We start from the raw sequence: 26542 nt of genomic DNA, 5'->3' as shown, positions 1-26542 counted from the left end.
CGGCACTGTTACCAAGTCGCGCCTTTCGGCGCTTCATCTCCCTCATTTTCGAGGGAGGCCACCGGGACGGCCACGCACGCGCACAGGCGCGGGCAAGGATGGCGCACGCTCGTCCCTCACCTGCATCACAGTAATCAACAACGTCATCACGGGAGGTCACATGCTCCTTGGTCACAAGCATCCGCGTCTCACATCGACAAATTCCACGCTGCGGCAGCAGACGTTAGCGGCCTTTCGTCTACTTTCCCCGTTACCATGCGATGCGGTAGCCTGCCTACGGGACTCTGCATTCCGCGACATCCGTCGCGGCGCAGAACGGGCAGACAACAAGAAGAACGGTCTGCGATCCAGAGCGAGCGCTACGGCGCTCCCGCCGCTCTGGAGCGCGCCGGCAGTCGAGGAAATGAAATGATGAAGAGCTTCGTCCGCGCCGCGAGCGTGATCGCCGTGATGGCCGCCTGCGCCGGCAGCGCCGGGACTGCCTTTGCGCAGAGCTGGCCGAACCGGCCGATCCGCATGGTCGTGCCCTATACGCCGGGCGGCTATACCGACCTGATGGCGCGCCTCGTTTCCGAAAAGATGTCGACGGCGCTGGGCCAGCCGATCGTCATCGAGAACAAGCCGGGCGCCAATGCCGCCATCGGCACCGACGCCGTCGCCAAGGCAGCCCCCGACGGCTACACCTTCGGCACCGTGATCGCGGCGCATTCAGTGAATCCGACGCTCAATCCGAAGCTGCCCTATGATGCGATGAAGGACTTCACTTACGTGTCGCTGACCTCGGTCGCGCCGCTGATTTTGATTGCGACGCCGTCCCTGCCCGCCAAGGACATGAAGGAGTTCATCGCACTCGCCAAGGCGAAGCCCGGCTCGCTGAATTTCGCCTCGTCAGGCATCGGCTCGGCGGCGCATCTGACCATGGAAATGCTGAAGAGCCGCGAAGGCATCAATCTGCAACACATTCCCTACAAGGGCACGTCCGGCGCGCTGCAGGATACGGTCGGCGGCCAGATCAATGTGATGTTCGACGTCATCGGCCCGCTGATGTCGCAGGTGAAGTCCGGCAATGCCAAGGCGCTCGCCGTCGCCGCCAAGGAGCGCGTCCCGGCGGCCGGCGACGTGCCGACCATGGCGGAAGCCGGCGTGCCGGATTTCGTCTCCGGCACCTGGTCCGGCATCATCGCGCCCGCAGGCACACCGAAGGAGATCGTGGATCGCGTAGCCGCGGAGGCAAAGAAGGCGCTCACCGATCCCGACCTGAAGAAGAAGCTCGACGATCAGGGCATCGTCCCCATGGGCACCACCCCGGATGAATTCCGCGCCTTCGTCACCGACGAAATCGCACGCTGGAAGAAGGTGATTACGGACGCCGGGATCAAGATGGAGCAGTAAGAGCCAACCTCGTCATTCCGGGACGTGCTGATCTGCGAAGCAGACCGGCGCGCTCCCGGAATGACAGAGCCGCCCTCACCCTTCGCTGCGCGTTTTCAGAATCGCCAGATGCACGAAATGCAGCTTTCCCCTCACCGCCTGTGTGAGATGAAACGGATAGGCGTCGCTCATTCCCATCGAACGATTGAGTTCGTTCATGCTGTAGGACACAGCATCCCACAACGACAGCAATGCTTCGAAGTCACGCTCGAGATAGGGATCGTCCAGCGTATGACGCGAGCGCTCGTCCAGTGACAGCGGCAGCGAAGACGCGGTGTCCAGCGTCGAGACGATGTGCAGGAAATGCGCAAAGGTCTCGGCCCAGTCTTCCCAGGGATGCGACGTCGCATATTCGCTGATGAAGGCATCGCTATTCCAGGAGCGATCGGCGCGATTGTGATAGGCCGCGAGTGCCTCGCCATAGTCGCGCGTTTCATCGCCGAAGATCATCCGGAACGGACCGATGAGCTGCGACTGATCGACCAGCGCTTCCCAGTAGAAATGCCCGACCTCGTGGCGGAAATGCCCGAGCAGCGTTCGATACGGTTCGCGAAACGCTGCGCGCCGCGCCTCGCGCTCGGCATCGTCAGCTTCCGAGAGGTTCATGGTGATCAGCCCCGACAAATGCCCGGTCATGATCGGATGTCCGGCGGTCTCATCCGAGAGAATGTCGAACGCGATATGCGCGCCGCTGGAAACGGCAAGGGGCAGTCTGAGCCGCATCAGATCATAGGTGAGACGTCGCTTGGCCTGTTCGACCCGCTTCCAGAGCGCGACATTGCGATCCGACACCAGATTGGGAATCGTGCGCGTAAGCCGGCAGGACGGACAGAACGGATCGCTCTCATCCGTGGCCCAGTTGCACGCGATTAGATCGCGATTGGCACAGGATATGGCCAACGCGGCACTGACGACATTGGACTGCGCGGTGTCGAAGATCAGCGCCTCGCCGCATTGCACGCAATCGCTCTGCTCGAAGAAGACGCGCGTCTGGCAATTGGGGCAGATCAGTTGTTTCATGGATGAAGTCTAACCCAAAACGGCCGGGATGGTTCAACGCGCTCGCAACATTCGCCGCCCGGCCGTGCCTGTTATGCGCGATGCCGGCATGCAGGAATGGCGCTTGAGCCATCCGCCCAAATCGCGCTTCAATCCTGGCGTTCAAAAGAACCAATAAAAATCGAACCGGGAGGCCATCATGAAGACGCTCGCAGGAGCCATCTGCGTTCTGGCGCTATTTGCAGGCAACGCGCAGGCACAGACCGTCAAGGATTTTCTAGCGCAGGTGATGGTCAAGTGGACCGCGCCATTCGAGCCTTTTCAGCTCATCGACAACATCTATTACGTCGGCACCGACGGCATCGCGGTCTATCTCATCAAGACATCCGACGGTCTGATCCTGATGGACACCGGCGTCCCGCAATCGACGGGGATGATCAAGGAGCACATCACGAAGCTCGGTTTCAAGGAAACCGATATCAAGATCATCCTCAACAGCCACGCCCATTTCGATCACACTGGCGGTTTTGCGGAGATCAAGAAGGACACCGGCGCGCAACTGATCGCAGGCCTACGGGACAAGCCGTTGCTCGAGAGCGGCACCTATCCGGGCGATGAAAAGAACACCGATATCGGCTTCCCGCCGGTCAAGGTGGATCGCACCGTCACCGAAGGCGACAAGGTCACGCTCGGCGGCACCACGCTGACGGCGCATGCGACGCCCGGTCATTCGCCGGGCTGCACGAGCTGGGAGATGACCGTGAAGGACGGCAGCGAGAACCGTGAGGTCCTGTTCTTCTGCAGCGGCACCGTGGCGCTGAACCGGCTTGTCGGCAATCCAACCCATACCGGCATCGTCGACGATTATCGGTCGACCTATGCCAAGGCCAAAGCCATGAAGATCGACGTGCTGCTCGGACCGCATCCGGAAGTCTATGGCATGCAGGCCAAGCGCGCGGCGATGAAGGACGGCGCGCCGAATCCGTTCGTGAAACCGGGCGAGCTTGCCGCTTACGCTGCAGTGCTCGAACAGGATTTCGACAAGCAGCTCGCCAAGCAAACGGCTGCGCTGCAAAGCGGCAAATAGCGACTGCCAGCCGCGGCGAGCGATTTGTCGCAAGCCGCGGCAGTTGTCGGCGATTGCGGTCGGCTGGTAGTTTTGCGCATCAGATGAGGTGCGCCCATGGAACTCGCCTGCCCCTGCAACGCCGTGAAGCTCAGGATTTCAGCCGACCCCATCGCCCATTTCTGGTGCCACTGCGCCGACTGCCAGACCGTCCACGGCGCGGCTTATGTGGCCGAGGCCGTCTATCCGGCTGACGGCGTTGAAGTCGTACAAGGCGACACGACGTCGTTCGCGCTGAAGACGACCCCGCGCCTCAGTTGCGCAAAGTGTGCCACGCGGCTGATTATCGAGCTCGACGGGATCGGCATGCGCAGCATCAACGGCTATCTGCTCGGGGACGCGTTCAAGCCGAGCCTGCATATCAATTGCAGCGAGGCGATCGCTCCAGTCCGCGACGGCCTGCCACATTACGCCGCCATGCCGGCTGCGTTCGGCGGCGACGACCGGCTGGTCGACTGGTAGGACGCCGAGGTTTTTCCTCGCTAGGGCAGCGCCAGCAAACCCGCTGCAACCACCATGGTCGCCAGCGCCGACAGCGCCAGCGACCAATGGATCCCGATCATGCTGCCGACGACGCCGACCGAGATGCCGCTGAAGGCGCGCAGACCCAGGCTCGCCATATTGAACAGACCGATGACGCGGCCGCGTTTGTCCAAGGGTGCATCGAGCTGCACAAGGCTCTGCGCCATGGCGTTGAACGACAATTCGAGGAATCCCGCCGCAAACAGGAACACCAGCGCAATGGCGTAGTGACCGGTCAGCGCGAAGATCGCCAACGCACCGCACCAGAGCAGCGCCAGAATGATCGCTGTGCGCGGCTTCGGCGCCAGCAATTGCCTGCCCTCCAGCGCCAGGCCGGCAAGCAGGCCACCGGCTGCGTCGGCCGCCAGCAGCATGCTGTAGGACATGCCGGGATCGCCATGGCCGAGATCACTGGCAAAGCCCGGCATCTGTGAACTATAGGCGTTGCCGACGAAGAACGATGCCGCGCCGGCCAGCGCGATCATGGAGACGATCACCGGACGGTGGCGAACGTCGCGCATGGTCTGGACGATGTCCGCAAAGCCCCGCACGGCACGCTGAGGCGCGGGCGCGCCGGTGCGAAACCGCGGACCATAGGGCGCCTTGATCAGCCACAGCACCAGCGGCAGGTAGAAGATGATGTTAAGCATGATGCCATAGGCCGGACCCAGCGCGAGCAGGATCACGCCGCCGACCGCAGGGCCAACCATCACGCCGAGATAGCGCGCCATGGCGTTCAGGCGCACCGCGCTCGGCAGGTCGGCGGAACCGACGACGTCGTAGAGCAGCATCTGGTTCGGCGTCTGCCACAGCACGCCGGCACAGCCATGGATCACCAGCAGCACCATGGCCTGCCACATCTGCAGCGTATCAGTGATGAAGAAATAGCCCCAGCCCAGCGATGCCAGAATGAACAGCGCCATGCCGCACTGGATCACGCGCCGCGGGTCGAACCGCTCCGCCAGCGCGCCAGATGTGACCGAGAACAGCAGGAACGGCAGCCAGTGCGAGACGATGGCAAACCCACCGAGCGCGGGCGACTGGAATTTCTGAAACACCACCCAGTAGCTGATCACATGCTCGATATTGTCGGCCATCATGGCCAGCACATAGGTGATGAATTGGGCGCGGAATCCCGGGTGATGCAGCGCCGCGAAGGATCGTTTGGTGGGCGATGCGCCGACGGTCTGCGCTGGGGTGTCGCTCATCGGGAGGGGAATCTTCGGACGGAGGGAAACGCCGCCATCGGCAATTACGGCGCAGACTCGTTACATCGCATGTCTTCACCCGGCACAAGGCGGCTTCCGGCATAGGACGCCTCGCCATCTTGCATGCAATTGCATTCATCCCTACCTGTCCCCGGCAACCATCAACCCTGCCCCTTTTCCGGAGCCAGCCTGACATGACCGACGCCCCCTACACGCCTCCCAAAGTCTGGACCTGGGACAAGGAAAACGGCGGTAAATTTGCCTCGACCAACCGGCCCATCGCCGGTCCCACCCATGAGAAGGAGCTCCCGGTCGGCAAACATCCGTTCCAGCTTTATTCGCTGGCGACGCCGAACGGCCAGAAGGTCACGATCATGTTCGAGGAACTGCTCGCAGCCGGCCACACAGGCGCGGAATACGATGCTTGGCTGATCCGGATCGACGGCAACCAGTTCGGTTCGGGTTTCGTCGATGTGAACCCTAATTCCAAGATTCCAGCTCTGATCGACCGCAGCGGCGACAAGCCGTTTCGCGTGTTCGAATCCGGCGCGATCCTGGTGCATCTCGCCGAGAAATTCGGCGCCTTCCTTCCAAAGGGCGGCCCGGAACGCGCCGAGTGCCTGTCCTGGCTGTTCTGGCAGATGGGCAGCGCCCCCTTCCTCGGCGGCGGCTTCGGCCATTTCTATGCCTATGCGCCGACCAAGATCGAATACGCCATCGATCGTTACGCCATGGAGACGAAACGTCAGCTCGACGTGCTGGACCGTCGCCTCGCCGATAACGAGTATCTCGCCGGCAAGGATTATACGATCGCCGATATGGCGGTGTTCCCCTGGTATGGCGGCCTCGCAGAGAATGCGATCTATGGCGATGCCGGCACTTTCCTCGATGTGCAGAGCTACAAGAACCTGCAGCGCTGGACCAAGACCATCGCGGCACGACCTGCCGTGAAGCGCGGTCGCATGGTCAATCGCACCTCGGGCGACCCGGCCGGCCAGTTGCGCGAACGCCATGACGCCAGCGACTTCGACACGAAGACTCAGGACAAGCTCGAAGCGAAGAGCTGAGACGAAGACTTCGAGTTGACGTCGCTTCAGCCCGGAATCGAAAAGCCCTGCGCGAGCGGGGCTTTTGCGCGTCTGGATGCGTGAGGCAGCAGCCTCAGCCCTTCATGCACTTGTTGACCGATGAGGTCTTGGCGGCGCCGGCCAGTGGCTTGCCCTCGGCGCTCTTGGCGTTGTCCTCGCAGCACTTCTTCATGAAGCTCTTCTTGGCAGCGCCCGCGAGCGGCTTGCCGTCGCCGCTGACGGCGTTGCAGGATTGCGCCATTGCGGGCGCAGTACTGAACAGGCTCAAGAGAACGAGGACAGACAGACGTTTCATGGACCGACTCCCGGTTTGTTGGAGCTGCAGCCTAGCGCAACCACGGGCTCTCGCAAGACCGGCTATGCATCACGTGCCTACCGCTTAAACGCTATGTCGCGGCGCAGCGATTTCGCCGCGCACAGAGGCAACGCCCATCTCGAAACTGTCAGCGATACGGCGCGCGCGGATCAGGAAGGCCTCGGTGACCTCAGCCGGAAATATCTCGCGCGCGGTCTGTTCGAACAGCAAAAGCCAGCGATCGAAATGTTCGCCCTTCAGCGGCAGCACGAGATGCGGACGCATCGGCCGGCCATTGTAGCGGCCGGTCTTCAGCATCATCGACGACCAGAAATCGCTGATCTGCGCGATGTGATGATCCCAGTTAGTCACCGCGCTGTTGAAGATCGGCCCCAGCAAATCATCCTCGCGGGCACGGCCGTAAAAGGTCTGCACCAGGAGCGCGATATTCTCTTCATTCAGGGAAGGCTGGAAGCTGGTGAAGCCGATTTCGGAGGTCTGCGTCATGCGCCCTGATGTAGGCGACGGCGGCCAGCTCGGCAACCGCCATCGCCCGAAATCCGTTTTGCAATTGATCCAGCGCAAGCTCAGTTGCGACGACCCGCCGTCTGCGTCCGTTCCATCAGGTCCCATTCCGAGCGAACGCCATAAAATGCCTGCAGGAGCATCCCCCGACGCAACTTCCCGGGTGTGATGGAGCGGCACCCAGAATTCTTATAGAGCTGCCGAACTCCTCGGAGAGACCGTCCAGTGTCGCATTCGCCAACACGCGGTACTCTCCGGCTTTTTGCGATAGGATGACGCTGATAACCGTGCCCCGAAACCGCAAGGACACCTTCACTTGCCCGAAGCTCTCCTCTCCGCCCGCTCCGGCGAGTTTCCGACCTTTGAAACCTCGGATTTCGCGGGCGAAGGCTCGTTCTACTTCGACCTCGTACGACTGGAGGACCGCGACGACATCCCGCGCGGTTTCCTGCACCGGCACAACTACTACCATCTGCTCTGGATGACCCGGGCGAGCGGCACGCACACACTCGACTTCGCGCATTTCGACGTGCGCGACCACTCAGTGTTCTTTCTTTCGCCGGGCCAGGTCCATGCCTGGACGTCATCGGTCAAGCCTCACGGCTACGTGCTGAACTTCAGCACCGACTTCTTCGCGCGGATGTTTCCGCGCGCCGAAGATGTCGCGAAACTTCCGTTCTTCCACCCTGCGCGCGGCAATAGCGCGCTCTATCTCACGCAGGCCCAGCATGACGGCATGCTGCCACTGCTCTGCGAGATGGAGCGTGAGGCACGCGATCGCCAGCCGGGATTTCCCGATGTGGTGCGGGCCAGCCTGCTGATCCTGCTCACGCGCCTGCGCCGTGTGTGCCCCGGCAACGAGCCCGCTGGTGGCGTTGGTCCACACCAGGCGCTCGCGCGCCGTTTCGCGATGCTGGTGGAAACGCACTACCTGCGCTTCGGTACCATCGGCCAGTACGCCGAGGCGCTTGGCGTGAGCGAGCGCCAGCTCAACGATGCGGTCAAGCGCACTGTGGCGCGCACGGCCAGCCAGGTGGTGCAGGAGCGCGTGGTCCTCGAAGCCAAGCGCTGGCTCAGCAACACCGAAACGGGCATCGCCGAGATCGCGTTCCGCCTCAATATCGAGGATCCGGCCTACTTCGCGCGCTTCTTCAAGAAGCAGACCGGCCTCACGCCGGGCGACTTCCGGAGGAAGCATTGCCGTCCACTGGACTGACACGCGAAAAAGTCCAACACAACGTCTGATCCGTCCTAGCGCCGTCGCCGCGCGGCTGCATAGAGTGTCCCGCATGGACGCCTGACCGGGCGCTGCCATCGCCACCTGCGCGTTTGTATGCGCAGGTCGGCATGGCATGACGCCCACCGCCACGACCGCCCCGCATCTGCGGAGCGCGCCGTCGGCAGGACATAAAAACAAGAGGCAGAGGAAACAAAATGCACAAAGCAATCATCCCGTTGCGGAGCCTCGTCGTGGCCGCAGCATTGGCCCTCACCTCAGTCAGCGCGATGGCCGATTATCCAGAACGTCCCCTGCGCGTGATCGTGCCGTTCGCCGCCGGTGGTGCCACCGACGTGATCGCGCGCACCGTGGCGCAAGCCATGTCGGTACGGCTCGGCCAGTCGATCGTGGTGGAAAACAAGGCCGGCGCCAACGGCAATATCGGCGGTGCCGCGGCGGCGCGCTCGGAGCCCGACGGCTATACGCTGCTGATGGCCACATCGAGCCACGCGATCAATGCATCGCTCTACCAGAAGCTCAGCTACAGCCTCACGCGCGATTTCGCGGCCTTGTCAAACCTGGCGTCGGTGCCCCTGCTGCTGGTGGTGCACCCGTCGGTGCCGGTCAATTCGGTGAGCGAACTCGCCGCTTACGCCAAGGCCAATGCCGCGAGCGTCAACTATGCATCGGGCGGCGTGGGCACCGCGTCCCATCTGTCCGGCGAGCAATTCAGCACACTGGCTGGTGCGAAGATCACGCACGTCGCTTACAAGGGCGGCGCGCAGGCGCTCAACGATATGATCGGCGGCCAAGTGCAGATCATGTTCGCCAACCTGCCCGAAGTTCTCTCTCTGGTGCAGAGTGGCAAGCTCAAGGCGCTGGCGGTGACGGGCAGCACGCGTCACGCCGCCTTGCCCGACGTGCCCGCTTTCTCAGAAACGCCGTTCCCCGGCATGAACGCGCGCTCGTGGTTCGGCCTGTTCGCACCGGCCGGCACGCCCCCCGCTATCGTCGAGAAGCTTGCGCAGACCATTGTTCAGAGCGTGGCTGACCCCGCTGTCCAGGAGCGGCTCAAAGGGCTCGGCGCCGACCCCGTCGGCGACGATCGGGCGACATTCCAGAAATACGTGAACGACGAGGTGGCGCGCTGGGCCGTGCTTGTCGCGCAGTCCGGCGCCACCGCCGAATGACCCTATTGATCCGCCACCGCTCGAGGAAACCCCATGCTGCTTGACGTTCGCACCTACACCTGCCGCCCCGGCACGATCAAGAAACACCTGGCGCTGTATGCCGAGCACGGCTACGAGATCCAGAGCCGCCATCTGGGCAAGCCACTCGCCTACGCGCAAATTGAGACCGGCAACGTCAACAGCTACATGCACATCTGGGTTTATGACAGCGCAGCCGATCGTGAGGCCAAGCGCCAGGCGCTGCAGAAGGACCCGGCCTGGGCCGACTACCTGAAGATCAGCGCCGAGGCCGCCTATCTCATCAGCCAGGACAACCAGTTGATGACGCCGGTATCGTTCTTCAAGCCGTAGGCGGACCTGTAGTCGCGGCATCTGACTGCCGAACCTACGATGCGCCGCATTCTTGATGCTGCGCATCCCTTCTGTTCATCAGGTGGATGCCGCGCCTGCGAGCCCGGCAGTCGCCGAGCCTGCCAGCGCAAGCTCAGTTGCGATAGGACGGATCGACCCGGTCGAGCTTGCGGAGCAGCGCCGGCCACGCCAGTTCGCCACTGAGGCCCGGAACATTATCGCGCGGCTTCATGCGGTCATAGGTATCCTGCAGGACCTTCTGCGGCGGCGTGATGAGCTTGGTGTTGCACGACAGCGCTGCAACCTGAACCTGACAGGCCCGCTCCATCCGGAACAGCACGTTGAAAGCCGCGGCGATGGTCTTGCCGACCACCAGCAGGCCATGATTACGCAGCACCATCGCTTCGTGATTTCCGAGATGCGCAATCAGCCGTTCGCGCTCCTCGGGATTGTCGGCGATACCCTCGAAATCATGATAGGCGACATGAAGGAAGCGCATGCAGGTCTGCGCCACCGGCAGCAATCCGCATTCCATCGCCGATACGGCCATGCCGGCCACCGTATGAGTATGCGCGACGCAATCGACATCGTGACGCGCCATGTGGATGGCACTGTGGATCACAAAGCCCGCGGCATTCACGGCGTAGTCGGACGCGTTGAACAGCGTGTTGCCGTCGAGGTCGATCTTGACGAGGCTCGACGCATCGATCTCCTCATAGAGCATCCCATAGGGATTGATCAGGAACTGATCTTCCGTTCCCGGCACGCGGCAGGAGATATGGTTGGCGATCATCTCGGTCATGCCGTACATCGCCGTGAGACGGTAGCAGGCCGCGAGATTGACGCGCGACTGCCATTCCTCGGGGCTGACCTGATCTTGCACCGAACGGACGACTTTCACGGCGGGTGAGCTGACGGCTGCATTCATTGATGTTCTCCCTTGATCTTGTTCACGCGGTCAGTCGACCGTGATGTTGGCTTCACGAATGAGTTTGCCCAGGCGGTCGCGCTCGCTCTTCACATGGGTCTCGAGTTCCGCCGGCGTCATCGGCCACGGCTGATTGCCGATGGGCTCCATTTTCTTTGCAAATTCCGGCGTCTTGACGATGCGGGTGATGGCAGCGCTGAGTCTGTCCAGAACTGGCTGCGGCGTACCCGCGGGCGCGAAGACTGCGAACCATGTCGCGCCGACGATCGAGGGAAATCCGAGCTCCTTGAAGGTCGGCACATCAGGCAATGGCGGAAGGCGCTCCTCGGACAAGACCGCCAGCGCGCGGTACATGCCCGCCTTGTGGTTTGGCACGGTATTGGTCAGCGCCTCCACATTGCTGTCGACGATGCCCGCAAGCAGGTCGTTCATCGCCGGCGCTGCACCGCGATAGTGTACATGCTGCAGCTTCACACCGAGTCCGCGGGCCACGATCTCACCCATGAGGTGCACGGTGCTGCCCGGTCCGTTGGTGGCATTGTTGACCTTGCTCGGATTGGCCAGCGCATAGGCACGAAACGCCGCGACGTCGGCGGCCGGAAAGTCCTTCTTCACGACGAAGGCAAACGGCACCTTCACGACCATCGCGACCGGCGCAAAGTCCTCGAGCTTGTATTTGATGGAGGCCAGCAGATGCGGGTTGGTCGTGAAGGTCGTCGCGCTGGCGAATAGAAGCGTGTAACCGTCCTTGTCGGCACCGGCCACGACTTGCGCACCGATCGATGTGCTGGCGCCGCCGCGATTCTCGATCACCACCTGCTTGCCGAGTTCGGTGCTGAGCTGTTCGGTGAGGATGCGCGCGACGATGTCGGTCGTTCCGCCGGGCGGAAATGGCACGACCATCGTGATGTTGCGCTCAGGATATTGCTGCGCCTGCCCTGGCGCTACGGCGAACAGCGATGCGGCAAGGATCGCGGCGATGGCAAACCATCGCCCCTTCTTGTTGTTGCTCACGTTTTCTCCCTTTGCGCCGGTCCATTGGGCTTTCGCCTGGAACGACATTTTCGGGAGAGGCTAAAACAAGAGCCCAGCCGATGCGACGACTAAATAAGCCGGGCAGCTATCGGATTAAACGGGACGCGCAGTCGGCGAACGGGACGCTACCGTCTCCGTGAATCAATGCACCGTGGCGTTCGAGAACAGGTTGATCACGACCTGATCCTTCCTGCCGACCGATAACGGCTGCTCCATGCATTCCGGGGCAGTCAGCACCGCTTTCGCTGCCGATGTCGTATAGAGCCATGCGGGCTATGTCCTCATAGCCTATCCCCGAGAGAGTCCCGTGACCGCTCCGACGCCGCCTGCTTTCGCACTCGATGCACCCTTCTTCAAGCTCCTCATCGGGAGTTATCTCCGCACTGTCGGGAAGCCCCTGTTGGCGCCTGGGCAAGATGCAGCGTGGCTCTACAGCGACGCACCATTTGCGGTGCTCGCACATAATACTGCCGCCGATCCGGTCTTCGTCTATGCCAACAGAACCGCACAGCGCTGCTTCGAATATGGCTGGGATGAATTCATCACCATCCCGTCGCGCCTCTCGGCAGAAGCGCCGAACCGCGACGAGCGCCAGCGCCTGCTGGATGCCGTCGCGCGTAACGGCTTCATCGACAATTATCGCGGCCTGCGGATCGCAAAATCCGGCCGGCGCTTCTGGATCGAAGGTGGCATCGTCTGGGAACTGAGAGACGAGAACGGCGAGCGACGCGGTCAGGCGGCGCTGTTCACGTCATGGACGGATGTGTGAGCGCAGCAGCTACGACGTCGCCAGCGCCTCGCGCAGCGGCCGGCGCAACTGTCCGTTGGCATCGGCAAGGCTTGCGAGATAGTCGGCGGCCTCGGTGATATCGGCGACAATCTCGCGCTCGGCGGCATCGGCATCGCCTGCGACGATGGCCTTGAGCGCCGCCGTGTGGTGATCCCAGCCCTTCAGCAGCACGACATATTCGGGAATCACGAAAGACAGCGCCGGGCCGCAGCGCAGCCACATATTCTCGATGGTCTCGACGAGGATCGGGACGCCCGACATCGCATAGATCTCGAAGTGAAACTGGCGATGATAGTCGAGATAGCTTTCGAGATTTTTTGCGGCGATCAGCGACTGCATCGTCGCCAGCAGTGACTTCAGACGTTCGAGTCCTGCCGCGTTGCGCCGGGTCGCGGCTTCCCGCGCCGCCTGTCCCTCCAGCGCACAGCGCACCACGGTCAGATCCGCGAGTTCACTCGCCGTCAGATGCGGGACGATCGCCGCATTGCGCGGTCCCTGCTGCAACACGCCCTGTGCGACGAGCCGGGTGACTGCATCACGTACAGGCGTGATCGACGTGCCGAAGCTCTCCGCGAGCGCGCGCAAGGTCAGCACCGTGCCCGGCGCGAAACGGCCAGCCAGCAGCGCGTCCCGGAGCTGCGCATGCGCCAAGTCCCAGAGCGGTTCGCGTTCGATCCGTTTCAGTGCGGTCATTCCCTGCTCGCTACCTCACCCCATTGAGTCCCGCAAATTCATGTCCCGCAACCGCGGTGAGTTGCTCCATTGACCCGTAAAGATGTTTGTTATAACAAACACCAAAAATGGGAGGAAAACAATGTTTGTTCAACGCGTCAGCTTTGCCGCGCTCGGATTGGTATTGGGATGCTGGTCCCTGCCTGCTCACGCGCAATCCAACTTTCCGCAGAAGGACATCACCTTCATCGTGCCGTGGAATGCTGGCGGCTCCAACGACGTGGCCGCACGTGCGCTGGACCCCATCCTGCGCGAGCACGGCATCAAGATCGTGATCGAGAATGTCGTCGGCGCCACCGGCGTCATCGGTATGAAACGCGTCGCGAGTTCCGCTCCGGATGGCTACACGATCGGCATGGGGACCAGTTCGACGCTGGCGCTGATCGCCCAGAACAAAGCGAACGGACTCACCAACAGCAATTTCACCCACATCGCGCGCGTCTCGACCGATCCCCTGATGCTGCTCGTGCCTTCCACCGGCACGATCAAGGCCCTCCCCGACTACATCGCCAACATGAAGGCGAAGCCCGGCAAGGTCACCATCGGCACGCCCGGCAACTACAATCTCAACCACATCTTCGCATCGATGACGGCACGTGCGGCCGGCGTCGAATATGTCAATGTGCCCTACACCGGCGGCTCGAAAGTCGTCGCAGACCTGATCGGCCAGCATGTCGATTCCGGTGTGTTGAAGCCGTCGGAAACGCTCGGCCAGATCCAGGAAAAACTGCTTACGCCGCTCGGCATCTTCGCCAATGAACGGCTCGAGATGTTTCCGGATGTTCCGACATTCAAGGAAAAGGGCATCGACGTCTTCCCTTACGGTCCTGTCGTGCAGATGGCCTATGTGGTCGGCCCCGCCAACCTGCCCGCCGATGTCCGCACCAAGCTGACCACGGCTTTCCGCGCCGCCATCCAGGATCCCCGCTTCAAGGAATTCGCCAAGAAGAACGTCTTCCTGGTCGACGACCTCACTGGCGATGCGCTCGCCAAGGAAGTCGATGGCGTCGCCGCCGCGATCGGCAAAGTCGCCGCACAGACGTTCCCGAAAGAATAACCGCAGCCGGCGCTGCGCCGCCGGCTGCATTCATCTGCCAGTACCCGACGAGGATCTCACTTTGAAAATCAAGAAAATCACCTGCCACGTTGTTGCCGCTCCCGTGCAGCGTCCGTTCACGTCATCGCGCGGATGGCTCTACAAGACGCGCGGCACCTGCCTCGTCGAGATCGAAACCGATGACGGAATCGTCGGCTGGGGCGAATGCTATGGCCCCTCCGCCGTCGCCAAGGCCTTCATCGATACGCAGCTCGCGCCCCGCGTCGTCGGGCGCGATCCGTTCGATGTCGAGGTGATCTGGGAAGACCTCTATAATCGCATCAAGGACTACGGCCCAAAGGGCATGTCGATCGCCGCCATCAGCGGCATCGACATCGCGCTGTGGGACATTATCGGCAAGGCTTGCAACAAGCCCGTTCACAAGCTGATCGGCGGCGCGTTCCGCACCGAAGTCGATTGCTATGCAACCGGCCTCTATTTCACCGACATGGAGCGCCTTGTTGACGAAGCCGTCGAGGAGGCCGAGGGCTACAAAAAGGCTGGCTTCAAGGCGATCAAGATGAAGATCGGCCTCGGCTCCATCAAGCGCGACTATGAGCGCGTCAAGGCCGTGCGCGAAGCCATCGGCTCCGACATCAAGCTGATGGTCGACGCCAATCACTGCCTCACGGTGCCCGCAGCGATCAAGCTCGGCCGCAAGCTCGAAGAGCTCGATATCGAATGGTTCGAGGAGCCGATTTCGCCGGAGGATATCGACGGCTATATCGAAGTCACCCGCGCGCTCGACATGGCGGTCGCCGGCGGCGAGAACGAATTCACCCGCTGGGGATTTCGCGACGCCATCGTGCGCAAGGCGATGGACATCGTGCAGCCGGACGTCTGCGCCGCCGGCGGCATCACCGAATGCAAGAAGATTGCAGCGCTCGCCAGCACCCATGGCGTCGAATGCGTGCCGCATGCCTGGGGCTCGGTGGTCGGCCTCGCCGCCACGATCCACTTCCTCGCCTCAATCTCGAACCAGCCGCCCAGCTTGTTCCCGATGCCGCCGATGCTCGAATTTGAACAGGAAGAAAACCCGTTCCGCGACCATCTCGCGAAAACACCGATCCAGCAGGTCAACGGCGTCATCGCTGTCCCGACCGGCGCAGGCCTCGGCGTCGAGGTCGACCGCGCGGTGATCGACAAGTATCGCGTAGCGTGATGACGAGGACGCACGCATGAAGTTTGTCACCTTCGTCGAGTCCGGCCTGACGCGCGCCGGCGTCCTTGTGGGCGACGCCACGCGTCCGACTGATATTGTCATCGATCTGGCTCACCCGGCGATGCGGGTGGGCCTCAACGGCATAGCACCACAAATTCAGGCGTTTCTCGACGCAGGTCTTGGCAAGGTCGTCAGTATCATCACGGCTCACGGGCTGGCCGATGCCGCGCGGTTGACTGCGGACCGAGTGACGTTGCTGGCGCCGCTCCCCGCGCCGCGGCGCATCTTCGGGATCGCTCACAACTATCGCGACGCGGTTGCCGAACGTGGCATCGTCCCGCCATCCGAACCGGTCCTGTTCATGAAAGCTGCGCGTACGGTCATTGCCGCCGGCCGGTCGATCATCCTGCCCGCAGGGATCGGCGGCGTCACCTATGAGGCCGAACTCGCCGCCGTGATCGGCAAGCGCGCCGTGAATGTCTCGAAGGAACAAGCACTCGAATGCGTCGCGGCCTATGGTTGCTTCAATGACATCAGCGCCAGCGAAATGATCAAGGCCGACGGCCATTTCGACCGCGGCAAGAACATTTCGAGTTTCGGCCCGTTCGGACCGTTCCTCGCCTCATCTGACGAGATCGCCGATCCGCAGGCGCTGCAGGTGTCGCTGACCATCGACGGCAAGGTACTGCAGAAGGGATCGACCAAGGACATGATCTTCGGCGTTGCCGACCTCGTGTCCTGGCTGTCGCATCGCGGGCCGCTTGAGCCTGGCGACGTCATTGCGACCGGAACGCCGGCTGGCGTCGCGGCCATGCACAAGCCACCAGCCTGGCTGAAACCCGGCTCGACCGTGACCGCCAGTGTCGAGCGACTTGGCCAGCTCGCCAATCCCATTACCGAAGGACCGGCTTTCGATGCCTGACATGCCCACCGTTCTCCTGACTAACCCGATGCATGCCGATGGCGAAGCGATCCTGTCGCCGCATGCGCGGCTGATCACGGCGCCCGATACCAAGCCGGACACGCTGCGCGCATGGGCGAAAGACGCCAACGGCATCATCGTACGCGCAAAACTGCCCGACGACATCGTCGATCACGCGCCGCACCTGAAGGGCATGGTCCGTCACGGCGTCGGCCTCGATTTCATCCCCGTCGATGCGGCCACGGCGCACGGTGTCGCCGTCGCCAACCTGCCCGGCAGCAACACGAGCGCAGTCGCGGAATATGCGATGTCGGCGCTGCTGCATCTGCGGCGTCCGATCCATCTCATGAACGGACTGATACGCGATAAAGGCTGGGGCGCGTCGCGCGCGACAGCCGAGACCTTCACTGAACTGAACGGCTCGACACTCGGCATTCTTGGCGTCGGCACGATCGGCCGCCGCGTCGCGCAGATTGCCAGGCAAGGTTTTGGCATGAAGGTGATCGGCACATCGCGGCGCAAGGGATCGCTTCCCGCCGATGTCGAGGAAGTCTCGCTGGATCAATTGTTCGCGCGCAGCGATGCCCTCGTGATCTGCTGTTCACTGACCGATGAAACGCGCGGCCTCGTCAATGCCGCGCGCATCGGCCAGATGAAGCCCGATGCGGTTCTGGTCAACGTTTCGCGCGGCGCCGTCGTCGAGAACGCCCCGCTGATCGCCGCGCTCAAGGCGAGCAAACTCGGCGGCGCGGCGCTCGATGTGTTCGACATCCAGCCCCTGCCTGCGGATGACACTCTGTTCGATTGTCCGAACGTGCTGCTGACGCCGCATTCGGCAGCGATCACCGCGAGCAGCAGCCGCGGCATGGCAGTCGGTGCTGCCGAAGAAATGCTGCGCATTCTGCGCGGCGAACAACCGCTCAATCTCGTCAATCCCGATCACAAGGCAGCGTGAGGCTCCCATGAAGATTAGTGCGATCAAAGCCGTTCCGATTTCCTATCGCGTCCCACAGGGACAAAACGTCCGTCTCGGCATTGGCCGCGCTGTCAAGCGTGACGCAGTGCTGGTGAAGGTCACGACCGACGAGGGCATCACCGGCTGGGGCGAAGCGCATCACGGCCGCTGCCCGGGTGCGATCGCCAAACTCATCGACACGACTATCGCCGAACTCGTCATCGGGATGGACGCGATGAATGTCGTCGGAGTGTGGCACCGCGTCTATCAGATGCAGTTGTCGAGCCATGGCATGGGCTATGCCGCGGCCATGGCGCTAAGCGGTCTCGATCTCGCGCTGTGGGATATCCGCGCCAAGGCAGCCGGCTGGCCGCTCTACAGACTGCTCGGCGGCGCGTCGAAGCCGATCAAGGCCTATGCCGGCGGCATCTCGCTCGGCTGGCAGGCGCCGGAGTCGCTCGCCGAGGAAGCGCAGGGTTACGTCGCGAAAGGATACCGCGCGGTGAAGCTGCGTGTCGGCGATAATCCGCGCGATGACGTCGCCCGCGCCACGGCCGTGCGCAAGGCTGTTGGCGACAGCATCGAGATACTCGTCGACGCCAATACCGGCTACACGCTCGACGATGTGCGCCGCGTGATGCCGGCCTACGACGATCTGCAGATCGGCTGGCTCGAGGAACCGTTCCCCGCACTCGACTATCGCTCCTATCAGGCCGCCGCCGCGATGGGCTCGACGCCGCTCGCCGCCGGCGAGAACCACTTCACGCGCTACGAGTTCAATCGCCTGATCGAGGACCGCGCCGTGAGTTTCGTGCAGCCTGACCTGTCGAAGACCGGCGGAGTCACCGAGTCCATGCGCATCGCCGGCATGACCCAGGCGTGGAAGCTCTCCTTCAATCCGCACACCTCGGCGACCGGCATCAACATGGTGGCGACCATCAACGTGCTCGCCGCTGTCGAAGACCCCGGCTATTTCGAAGGCGACGTCGCCAAGCACAATCCGTTCCGGGATGAAGTTGGTGGCATTCCCTACAAACTCGACGCCAATGGCTGCGTCGCTCCGTCGGAGATCCCCGGCCTCGGCGTCGAGATCGACGAAGCCTTCATCAATGCACATCCGCTGATCGAGGGTCCCTGTTATGTCTGATCCGCGACAGATTGAAGTTGTACTGCGCGCCTCGCGTCTCGTTCACTTCGCCTGCCGCGCGCTCATTCTTCTGCTGGCCGGTACAGCCTGCGTCCATGCGCAGGCGTCCCCGCCGACGGGCGAGACCTATCCCAGCAAGACGATCAAATACATCGTCCCCTATCCGCCCGGCGGCTTCAACGACACGCTCGGGCGGATCTTTGCGCAGAAACTGCAGGACGCCTTCGGCGTTCCTGTCGTGGTCGAGAACCGGCCGGGCGGCGGCACGCTGATCGGCACCGAAGCGGTCGCCAAGTCCGCGCCCGATGGCTACACGCTGCTCGGGGTCGCCTTCCCGTTCGGCTCCAATCCGAGCATCTACAAGAACCTGCCCTATGACACGGTGAAGGACTTCACGCCGCTGGTCTTTGCAGGGCAGACGCCGAATCTGCTGGTCGTCAAACCGTCGCTGCCAATCAACTCCATCAAGGAGCTGATCGATTACGCACGTCAGAATCCCGGCAAGGTGACCTACGGCTCGACCGGCATCGGCTCCTCGAACCATCTGTCGATGGAACTGTTCAAGAGCCTCGCAGGTATCGACATCGTGCACGTTCCCTACAAGGGCAGCGCGCCGATGGTGAACGACATGCTCGGCGGCCATATCGATGTCGCCTTCGACAACACGCCCAATGTGCTGCCGCAGGTGAACGGCGGGAAGCTTCGTGCCCTTGGAGTGAGCAGCAAGACGCGATCGACACTCGCGCCCGACGTTCCCACCGTCTCCGATGCCGGCGTGCCCGGCTATGAGGTCAATGTCTGGTTCGGCGTCGTCGGCCCAGCGGGCATGCCCGACCAGATCGTGCACAAGCTCAATACCGAAATGAATGCGATCCTCAAGCAAGAGGACGTCAGGCGTCGCTTCATCGACCAAGGCGTCGAACCCGTTGGCGGCACGCCCGCGCAATTCGCCGATCAGATCAAGACCGAGATCCAGAAATGGGCCCGGGTCGTGAAGGACGCAGGCATCAAACCGGAATAGACGACTGCAGTGATCCGCCGCCCGCGTTGCCATTGACCGACGTTCAAGATGCGCCGCTTCGGCCGACGCGTTTCGCCATGTTGCCGATCACGCTTTCGTCCATAGCAGCTTGCGCGACCGCTCTGCCATTAAAACACCGCATGATTTCAGCTATAGAACATCATGACGGTTTTACGACAGCAACGATTCCAATGGCGATTGATCGCTCCACTGCCGGGATTTGCCGCGCTGCTGCTGGCGCCTAGTCTCGCCATTCACTGGGGGTTTCTGCCGTTCGAATACCGCATTCCCGCATTGCTGCTGGTCTCGGTGCTGTGTATCGCGCTGTGCCTGCTGGCTGGCTTTTCTGTTGCGGAACTTGGCCTCAGCCGTCCCTCTGACATCAGGCACTGGCTGTTCTGTGCCGCGATCACGGCAGGCATCGCGGCAATCATGGTGGCGCAGACCCGCTTTCTGACCTTCGACCACAAACCGCCGGTCTGGCTCAGCTTCGCGCCGTTCTATGTCCTAGTCTCCAGCCCATGCCAGGAAGTCGTGTGCCGGTCTATACCGAAACTGATGACCGATCGGCTGCAGGTCAGGCCGTGGACCTATGTGATCTATTCCTCGGCGGTATTCTCGCTGATCCACATCGCCTATGGCGACAGCGTGCTGCTGCTCAACACGTTCCTGGTCGGCATCGTCTGGGGTTTCGCCTATCTACGGATGCGCAACATCTGGCCGGTGATCCTGTCGCATGCCGCGATCGGCACGCTGGCCTTCTCGCTCGGGCTGGCCTGATTCAGATTTGCCTGAGCCTAGCGATCGTATCCGCCGCCGAAGCTGCTCTTGATCTGATGCAGCAGCGTCAGCACCCAGCATAGCGCAAAGGCTCCCGCGAGGCCGTAGGCCGTGCGGCGATCGATCACCGACAGGCCGGTCCAGAGATAGATGCGATAGAGCCAGAGGCCGGCGAGACCGACGCCGAGCAAACACACCAACAGCTTGACGAAGCGCGCATTGGCCACCCCCACCGCGGCAAACAGAATGGTCAGCGGCACCAGAAACAACTGGCAGATAGCGATCAGGCTCTCGTTCACAGGCGGCTCCAGGGAAACGCAAAAGGCGACTCAGAGCCGGGAGTTTAGGCGGCCAATTTCAAACAAATGGTTGCGGACGCATGCGGCAGAAAATCGCTGTCGCAGCCCCATGAACCCGCCCGCTGCCGCCGCGACAAAGGATCATGACACCATCCTTGCCTCGCGACCGCCGCACCCTCGCCGTTGCCATGATGATGCTGGCCGCGCTCACATCACACGCGGCAGCACAACAGCCCTGCACCACCGCCCCGCTCGCACAATATGCCGAGGTGAGATCCACGCTCGCCGACGTCGCCAGACGCGGTCTGCGCGGCCGGCACTATTACGAGATCACGTTCAGGACCTCGTTCGACGGCGTCATCGTGCCCGATGCCCAGCGCGCCAAATATCCCGAAGAGATGACGTTCGTGCTGCAGCACCAGTTCGAACGACTGAACGTCACCGCGGATCGCTTCAGCGTCAACCTGTGGTTCAAGGGGATCAAGTCGCGCGTCACGGTGCCGTTCAACGCCGTCACCTATTTCGTTGATCCGTCGGTGAATGACCAGCGCGAATTCGACGTGGGTACGCCGGCGCGCGCCTGCGACAGACCGCAGTCAGGCTAGGCTGATCAGAAGCACATATTGCTGACCACGTTGCCGCGCTTGTCCTTGAGCACATAAGGGCACTTGATGCGTTCCAGCGCCTTCTTCGCATCGTCGTCGCCGAGCGCTGCAGCCTTCTCATAATAGGCCTTCGCGGCATCCTTATCCGACGCACCACCGCGGCCGCTTTGCGCGAACGCGCCCATGCGCTCCAACGCTCCCGCATGGTTCTGTGCTGCCGCCTTCTCGAACAGGCTGCGTGCCGCAACATCGTCTTTCGCGCCGCCGATGCCTTCCGACAGCATCATGCCGAGCTGATATTGCGCCTCGGCATTGGTCTCCGCGGATTTCGCCAGCAATTGCCGTGCACGCACCGGGTCTGAACCCGCGCCTGCGCCTCCGGATAGTGCCGCAAGATTGCTTACGCCGCGCGGATTGCCGGCTTCAGCCGCACGCTCGAACAGTTTGCGCGCCTGCGCCTCGTCGCGCGCGACGCCGGTTCCGTTGCCATAGGCGACGCCGAGTTCGACCATGGCGGAGGTACTGCCTTTGTCAGCCGCCTTGCGCCATGCCGCGAGCGCCTCAGCTACCTGCGCATTGGCCGCGTAAGCACGCCCGAGCTGGAACATCGCACGGCGCGACCCGCCGGACGCGGTCCGGCAGAATTTGATGGCGGTGGCAATATCGGCTTTGGCAATATCGGCCACGCCCTTCACATCGGCAGGCTTGTCGGGATCGGCAGGATCGGCCGCGAGGCGATCGCACAGAACCAGATCGGCGGACTGGGCCTGCGCGCGTGTTGGCGCGGACAGCACAGCCAGTCCGGCGGCGACGCCGAGCAAACAGATCAGAGCGGTCGCGCCGATACGCTGGGTCATGGATTTGTCGCCACCTGTGTCATTCGCCGGTGACATTACGGACAGGCGCGCACCCCATCAAGCCGTGCGCCAGCCTGGAACTTACACGGCCTTGCGGATCAGCTTCAGCACTGCCTGCAACCGCAGGCTCCGTTTGCCGGCCAGCGCCGTGGCTTCCAGTTCGGCGCCGGTTTCGTCGCAGGTGCCGGAAAAGCCGATACCGATTTCATGGCCGCCGAAGACCGGGTTCTCGCCCTTTGCCGGCGTGTGCTCCTGATTGAGCATCTCGCCCTTCCAGCGTCCGTCCGCGGAGGAATAGGCGCCGAGATAATAGAAGAACGCGTCTCCGCCGAGGATGCGGCCGTCATGCAGCAGCATCACGCCGTTGAGCCCGCCATCGATGCCGTCGAGTGTGCGCAGATGGATCGAATACAGCCCGTTGGCGATGCCACCCGCACCGATCGGTCCGGCCGGAGGCATCTCGCCGTCATCGATCGTCGTCATGACCGACTCGAATTTTGCACCCGGCATTTGCGGCGACGAACCCTGAAAACGATAGGTGTCACCATAGGGCCGGCCGGTGACGCTGATGGTCGCCACATCCTGGCCGAGCAGCGAGGGATAGTTGGGATCGTTCATGTGGCGGCGGCTCTCGATCTCCGCCACCACCTCGTCACCCCGGAGCTCATAGCTGCCGATATGGGCAAAAGCGGAATTGCCCCCGAGCATGCTGCCATGCTCGACAAACATCACGCTGCGGCCGACCGCCTCATCAACCCGGTATTCGCATTTGTAGAAACCCGTCCGCAACCCGTCATTCCCCTGCAGCGCCTTTCGCATTGTAGCGGAAGATGTGCAGTGGAGGAAAGCGCACCCGGCCAATTGGGGGCGATTCCAACAGCCTTGGACGCAGGCTACGCAATTCCTCGCCCTAGAATGGGTCGAAACGGCGCATCCGTGGACCAGCAGCCCTCATCAGGCGTCTCCTTCCCCGATCCCGGGCGTTACGAATGCGACGTGGCATGCGGGCGCGATTCTGCTTCGTGCGATCCCGGTGCCAGCGGCGCCGCCTGATCGACCGTCGCTTCGCCATGCTGGGTCAGCGGACGGTTGCCTGCCATGCCGCGCAGCAGCACGTAGAACATCGGCGTGAAGAAGATGCCAAAGGCCGTGACGCCAATCATGCCGGCGAACACCGCGACCCCCATGGCATGACGCATCTCCGAGCCTGCGCCAGTGGACGTCACCAGCGGCACGACGCCCATGATGAAGGCCAGCGACGTCATCAGGATCGGCCGCAGCCGCAGACGGCTGGCCTCGATCGCGGCCTGGATCGGTGTCCGCCCGGAAAATTCCAGCTCGCGGGCAAACTCCACGATCAGGATGGCGTTCTTCGCCGACAGACCCACCAACACGATCAAACCAATCTGGGTGAAGACGTTGTTGTCGCCCTTGGTCAACCAGACGCCGAACATCGCCGCCAGCAAGCCCATCGGCACAATCATGATGATCGACAATGGCAGTGTCAGGCTTTCGTATTGCGCGGCAAGCACCAGGAACACCAGCAGCATCGCCACCGGGAACACGATCAGCGACGAATTGCCGGCGATGATTTCCTGATAGGTCAGTTCAGTCCATTCGAAGTCGATGCCCTTGGGCAGCGTCTCCTTGGCGACACGCGCCACGGCGTCCTGCGCCTGGCCGGTGGAATAGCCGGGCGCCGCGCCGCCGTTGATGTCGGCCGACAGGAAACCGTTGTAGCGCATGGCGCGCTCCGGCCCTGCACTCTCCTTAACGCGCAGCAGCGTCGAGAGCGGGATCATCTCGTTGCTGTCGGAGCGAACTTTCAACTGGCCAATATCGTCGGCCCGCGCCCGGAATTTGGCGTCAGCCTGGACGCGCACCGAATAGGTGCGACCGAATTTGTTGAAGTCGTTCACATAGAGCGAGCCGAGATAGATCTGCATCGTGTCGAACACCGAGGTAACCGGCACGTTGAGCTGCCGCGCTTTGGTGCGATCGACATCCGCATAGAGCTGCGGCACATTGATCTGATAGCTTGAGAACAGACCGGCCAGCTCCTTCTGCTGCATTGCCTTGCCGATAAAAGCCTTGGTGGCGTCGTTCAGCGCCTCATAGCCGAGACCGGCGCGATCCTCGATCTGCAGCTTGAAGCCACCGATCGTGCCAAGACCCGATACAGGCGGCGGCGGGAACATGGCAATAAAGGCGTCCTGAATTCCGGCAAACTTCTTGTTCAGCGACAACGCAATGGCATTTCCGCTCAAGCTCGGATCCTTGCGTTTGTCAAACGCATCCAGACCGATGAAGACGATGCCGGAGTTGGACGAGTTGGTGAAGCCGTTGATCGACAGGCCCGGAAACTGGATCGAATTCTCGACGCCGGGCTCCTTCTGCGCAATCTCGCCCATGCGACGGATCACCTCTTCGGTACGATCCAGCGTAGCGCCGTCGGGGAGCTGCGCAAACCCGACCAGATACTGCTTGTCCTGACCGGGGACGAAACCGCCCGGGACTGCGTGGAACAGATAACCGGTGACGCCAATCAGCAGAACGTAGATTCCCATCACCGCCGCGCGGCGCGAGACGACGCGCTTCACGCCGCCGCTATAAGCGTCGGAGCTTCTGGCAAAGAAGCGGTTGAAGCGGACGAAAAACCAGCCGAGCGTCTTGTCCATGAAGCGCGTCAACGCATCCTTCGGCGCGTCATGGCCCTTCAGAAGCAGCGCAGCGAGTGCTGGCGACAGTGTCAGCGAATTGAAGGCGGAGATCACAGTCGAGATCGCCACCGTCAGCGCGAACTGCTTGTAGAACTGCCCGGTCAGGCCGGTGATAAAGGCCAGTGGTACGAACACGGCGACCAGCACCAGCGCGATCGCGATGATCGGGCCGGTCACTTCGCGCATGGCCTGATAGGCCGCGCTCTTCGGATCGAGTCCGCGCTCGATATTGCGCTCAACATTCTCGACCACGACGATGGCGTCGTCGACGACGATGCCGATGGCCAGCACGAGGCCGAACAGTGTCAGCGCATTCACCGAAAAGCCGAACACATGCATCACGGCGAAGGTGCCGACCACCGATACCGGCACGGCGATCAGCGGGATGATCGAGGCTCGCCATGTCTGCAGGAACAGGATGACGACGAGCACCACCAGTGCGATGGCCTCGAGCAGCGTATGGATCACCGCCTCGATCGAGGCGCGAACGAATTGCGTGGGGTCGTAGACGATGTCGTAGGTGACACCGTCCGGCATGTTTTCCTTCAGCTCCTTCATCGTCTTGCGCACGTTGTCGGAAATCTGAATCGCGTTCGAGCCGGGCGACTGGAAGATCGGAACCGCCACTGCGGACTTGTTGTTCAGCAGCGAGCGCAGTGCATAGTCGGCGGCGCCGAGTTCGATACGGGCGATGTCGCGCAGCCGCGTCACCTCGCCATTGTCGCCGTTCTTGACGATGATCTCGCCGAATTCCTCTTCGGTCTGCAGGCGCCCCTGCGCATTGATGGAGAGCTGCAGGTCGAGGCCCGGCTCATTGGGCGAACCGCCCACCTGCCCCGCTGCTGCCTGCACGTTCTGCGCGCGGATCTCGCGCACGACATCGCCCGGCGACAGGCCGCGCTCGGCGACCTTCTGCGGATCGAGCCAGACGCGCATGGAGTAGTCGCCCGAGCCGAACAGCTGCACCTGACCGACGCCTTCGATGCGCGCGAGGCGGTCCTTCACGTTGAGCACCGCGTAGTTGCGCAGATAGGTCATGTCATAGCGGTCATTCGGCGACAGCAGATGTACGACCATGGTGAGGTCTGGCGCGCTCTTGATCGTCGTCACGCCCAGCGCGCGCACTTCCGCCGGCAAGCGCGGCTCGGCCTGCGAGACGCGGTTCTGCACCAGTTGCTGCGCCTTGTCGGGATCGGTGCCAAGGCGGAAGGTGACGTTGAGCGTCATCCTGCCGTCGGTGGTCGCCTGGCTGCTCATATAAAGCATGTTCTCGACGCCATTGATCTGCTCTTCGATCGGCGTCGAGACCGTTTCCGCAATCACCTTTGGATTGGCTCCGGGATAATTCGCTGTCACCACCACGGTCGGCGGCGCGACTTCCGGATATTCGGAGATCGGCAGCACCGGCATCGACAACAGGCCGGCGAGAAAAATCACCGTCGACAACACGCCGGCAAAGATCGGACGATCAATAAAGAATTTTGAAAAGTTCATGGCGCTATTCCGTGATGATCCAGACCTGCGGGGTACAATGGCCCC

At 62.4% G+C, this 26542-nt stretch carries 27 protein-coding genes; 16 read left to right on the top strand and 11 right to left on the bottom strand.

The features are described from left to right. Positions 1-411: 411 nt before the first annotated feature. Positions 412-1392: a Bug family tripartite tricarboxylate transporter substrate binding protein gene (locus AB8A23_RS19000; RefSeq protein WP_439058559.1), complete on the top strand. Its 981-nt coding sequence runs from the start codon at positions 412-414 to the stop codon at positions 1390-1392. Between the two features lie 75 nt (positions 1393-1467). Here AB8A23_RS19000 and AB8A23_RS18995 read toward each other — a convergent pair whose 3' ends face one another. Beyond that, positions 1468-2451: a zinc-binding metallopeptidase family protein gene (locus tag AB8A23_RS18995; protein ID WP_439058560.1), complete on the bottom strand. Its 984-nt coding sequence runs from the start codon at positions 2449-2451 to the stop codon at positions 1468-1470. 178 nt (positions 2452-2629) lie between these two features. Between AB8A23_RS18995 and bla the strand changes: the two genes are divergently transcribed. Both bla and AB8A23_RS18985 read left to right on the top strand, forming a co-directional pair. Next, a complete protein-coding gene (bla, locus tag AB8A23_RS18990) occupies positions 2630-3517 on the top strand; it encodes a subclass B3 metallo-beta-lactamase (RefSeq protein WP_439058561.1) in 888 nt (295 codons plus the stop codon). Between the two features lie 96 nt (positions 3518-3613). Then, positions 3614-4018 (top strand): GFA family protein, encoded by a 405-nt coding sequence (locus AB8A23_RS18985; RefSeq protein ID WP_092143724.1) that lies wholly within the window; start codon positions 3614-3616, stop codon positions 4016-4018. Positions 4019-4038: 20 nt separating this feature from the next. On the opposite strand, the gene AB8A23_RS18980 is transcribed toward AB8A23_RS18985, so the two are convergent. Further along, on the bottom strand, positions 4039-5286 hold the full coding sequence (locus AB8A23_RS18980; protein ID WP_439058562.1) for an MFS transporter: 1248 nt from the start codon (positions 5284-5286) through the stop codon (positions 4039-4041). 194 nt (positions 5287-5480) lie between these two features. Here AB8A23_RS18980 and yghU point away from each other — a divergent pair, with 194 nt between their 5' ends. Next, positions 5481-6353: a glutathione-dependent disulfide-bond oxidoreductase gene (gene yghU, locus AB8A23_RS18975; protein ID WP_439058563.1), complete on the top strand. Its 873-nt coding sequence runs from the start codon at positions 5481-5483 to the stop codon at positions 6351-6353. A 94-nt stretch (positions 6354-6447) separates the two neighbouring features. On the opposite strand, the gene AB8A23_RS18970 is transcribed toward yghU, so the two are convergent. Both AB8A23_RS18970 and AB8A23_RS18965 read right to left on the bottom strand, forming a co-directional pair. Beyond that, positions 6448-6669, bottom strand: a complete 222-nt coding sequence (locus AB8A23_RS18970; RefSeq protein WP_439058564.1) for a hypothetical protein — start codon at positions 6667-6669, stop codon at positions 6448-6450. A gap of 84 nt (positions 6670-6753) precedes the next feature. Beyond that, entirely contained in the window at positions 6754-7176 is a 423-nt protein-coding gene (locus tag AB8A23_RS18965; protein ID WP_439058565.1) for a group III truncated hemoglobin, read from the bottom strand. Between the two features lie 334 nt (positions 7177-7510). On the opposite strand from AB8A23_RS18965, the gene AB8A23_RS18960 reads away from it, so the two are divergent. The 3 genes from AB8A23_RS18960 to AB8A23_RS18950 all read left to right on the top strand — a co-directional run bounded on the left by AB8A23_RS18960 (position 7511) and on the right by AB8A23_RS18950 (position 9954). Further along, complete coding sequence (locus AB8A23_RS18960) at positions 7511-8410, top strand: helix-turn-helix domain-containing protein (RefSeq protein ID WP_439058566.1); 900 nt, start codon at positions 7511-7513, stop codon at positions 8408-8410. A gap of 218 nt (positions 8411-8628) precedes the next feature. Continuing rightward, positions 8629-9603 carry a Bug family tripartite tricarboxylate transporter substrate binding protein gene (locus AB8A23_RS18955; RefSeq protein WP_089264010.1) on the top strand — a complete coding sequence of 325 codons (975 nt, stop codon included), beginning with the start codon at positions 8629-8631 and terminating at the stop codon, positions 9601-9603. 33 nt (positions 9604-9636) lie between these two features. Continuing rightward, positions 9637-9954 (top strand): NIPSNAP family protein, encoded by a 318-nt coding sequence (locus AB8A23_RS18950; protein WP_093758341.1) that lies wholly within the window; start codon positions 9637-9639, stop codon positions 9952-9954. Between the two features lie 133 nt (positions 9955-10087). On the opposite strand, the gene AB8A23_RS18945 is transcribed toward AB8A23_RS18950, so the two are convergent. Together AB8A23_RS18945 and AB8A23_RS18940 are read right to left on the bottom strand one after the other, a co-directional pair. Next, entirely contained in the window at positions 10088-10882 is a 795-nt protein-coding gene (locus tag AB8A23_RS18945; protein WP_068736808.1) for a class II aldolase/adducin family protein, read from the bottom strand. A 30-nt stretch (positions 10883-10912) separates the two neighbouring features. Further along, positions 10913-11896 carry a Bug family tripartite tricarboxylate transporter substrate binding protein gene (locus tag AB8A23_RS18940; protein ID WP_439058567.1) on the bottom strand — a complete coding sequence of 328 codons (984 nt, stop codon included), beginning with the start codon at positions 11894-11896 and terminating at the stop codon, positions 10913-10915. Between the two features lie 328 nt (positions 11897-12224). Between AB8A23_RS18940 and AB8A23_RS18935 the strand changes: the two genes are divergently transcribed. Beyond that, positions 12225-12686: an MEKHLA domain-containing protein gene (locus AB8A23_RS18935; protein WP_439058568.1), complete on the top strand. Its 462-nt coding sequence runs from the start codon at positions 12225-12227 to the stop codon at positions 12684-12686. A gap of 9 nt (positions 12687-12695) precedes the next feature. Here AB8A23_RS18935 and AB8A23_RS18930 read toward each other — a convergent pair whose 3' ends face one another. Next, complete coding sequence (locus AB8A23_RS18930; RefSeq protein WP_439058569.1) at positions 12696-13400, bottom strand: GntR family transcriptional regulator; 705 nt, start codon at positions 13398-13400, stop codon at positions 12696-12698. 121 nt (positions 13401-13521) lie between these two features. Between AB8A23_RS18930 and AB8A23_RS18925 the strand changes: the two genes are divergently transcribed. The 7 genes from AB8A23_RS18925 (at position 13522) to AB8A23_RS18895 (ending at position 20522) form a co-directional block, all read left to right on the top strand. Further along, positions 13522-14496, top strand: coding sequence for a Bug family tripartite tricarboxylate transporter substrate binding protein (locus tag AB8A23_RS18925; RefSeq protein WP_439058570.1), 975 nt, complete (start codon positions 13522-13524; stop codon positions 14494-14496). 61 nt (positions 14497-14557) lie between these two features. Continuing rightward, positions 14558-15697 (top strand): mandelate racemase/muconate lactonizing enzyme family protein, encoded by a 1140-nt coding sequence (locus AB8A23_RS18920; protein WP_439058571.1) that lies wholly within the window; start codon positions 14558-14560, stop codon positions 15695-15697. 16 nt (positions 15698-15713) lie between these two features. Further along, positions 15714-16619, top strand: coding sequence for a fumarylacetoacetate hydrolase family protein (locus AB8A23_RS18915; protein WP_120292425.1), 906 nt, complete (start codon positions 15714-15716; stop codon positions 16617-16619). A 1-nt stretch (position 16620) separates the two neighbouring features. Continuing rightward, the gene (locus AB8A23_RS18910; protein ID WP_439058572.1) at positions 16621-17574 is read left to right on the top strand and encodes a hydroxyacid dehydrogenase; all 954 of its coding nucleotides are present in this window, start codon (positions 16621-16623) and stop codon (positions 17572-17574) included. 7 nt (positions 17575-17581) lie between these two features. Then, a complete protein-coding gene (locus tag AB8A23_RS18905) occupies positions 17582-18721 on the top strand; it encodes a mandelate racemase/muconate lactonizing enzyme family protein (RefSeq protein ID WP_439058573.1) in 1140 nt (379 codons plus the stop codon). Next, the gene (locus AB8A23_RS18900; RefSeq protein ID WP_439058574.1) at positions 18714-19742 is read left to right on the top strand and encodes a Bug family tripartite tricarboxylate transporter substrate binding protein; all 1029 of its coding nucleotides are present in this window, start codon (positions 18714-18716) and stop codon (positions 19740-19742) included. Before AB8A23_RS18905 ends, AB8A23_RS18900 begins: the two co-directional genes overlap by 8 nt. A gap of 162 nt (positions 19743-19904) precedes the next feature. Next, positions 19905-20522 (top strand): lysostaphin resistance A-like protein, encoded by a 618-nt coding sequence (locus tag AB8A23_RS18895; RefSeq protein ID WP_439058575.1) that lies wholly within the window; start codon positions 19905-19907, stop codon positions 20520-20522. 17 nt (positions 20523-20539) lie between these two features. On the opposite strand, the gene AB8A23_RS18890 is transcribed toward AB8A23_RS18895, so the two are convergent. Next, entirely contained in the window at positions 20540-20821 is a 282-nt protein-coding gene (locus AB8A23_RS18890) for a hypothetical protein (RefSeq protein ID WP_089263998.1), read from the bottom strand. A gap of 143 nt (positions 20822-20964) precedes the next feature. Here AB8A23_RS18890 and AB8A23_RS18885 point away from each other — a divergent pair, with 143 nt between their 5' ends. Continuing rightward, positions 20965-21426, top strand: coding sequence for a ClpXP protease specificity-enhancing factor SspB (locus AB8A23_RS18885; RefSeq protein WP_439058576.1), 462 nt, complete (start codon positions 20965-20967; stop codon positions 21424-21426). A 5-nt stretch (positions 21427-21431) separates the two neighbouring features. Here AB8A23_RS18885 and AB8A23_RS18880 read toward each other — a convergent pair whose 3' ends face one another. The 3 genes from AB8A23_RS18880 to AB8A23_RS18870 all read right to left on the bottom strand — a co-directional run bounded on the left by AB8A23_RS18880 (position 21432) and on the right by AB8A23_RS18870 (position 26497). Next, positions 21432-22283, bottom strand: coding sequence for a tetratricopeptide repeat protein (locus AB8A23_RS18880; protein WP_439058577.1), 852 nt, complete (start codon positions 22281-22283; stop codon positions 21432-21434). 81 nt (positions 22284-22364) lie between these two features. Continuing rightward, a complete protein-coding gene (locus AB8A23_RS18875; protein ID WP_093759064.1) occupies positions 22365-23072 on the bottom strand; it encodes a GrlR family regulatory protein in 708 nt (235 codons plus the stop codon). Positions 23073-23266: 194 nt separating this feature from the next. Then, positions 23267-26497 carry an efflux RND transporter permease subunit gene (locus AB8A23_RS18870; RefSeq protein ID WP_439058578.1) on the bottom strand — a complete coding sequence of 1077 codons (3231 nt, stop codon included), beginning with the start codon at positions 26495-26497 and terminating at the stop codon, positions 23267-23269. Positions 26498-26542: the final 45 nt, after the last annotated feature.

This window comes from Tardiphaga sp. 619_E2_N8_4 (assembly GCF_051810905.1).
Classification (GTDB): Bacteria; Pseudomonadota; Alphaproteobacteria; order Rhizobiales; family Xanthobacteraceae; genus Tardiphaga; species Tardiphaga robiniae.
The sequence above is the reverse complement of the archived record's forward strand: the minus strand, read 5'-3'. Positions and strand labels throughout refer to the sequence as shown.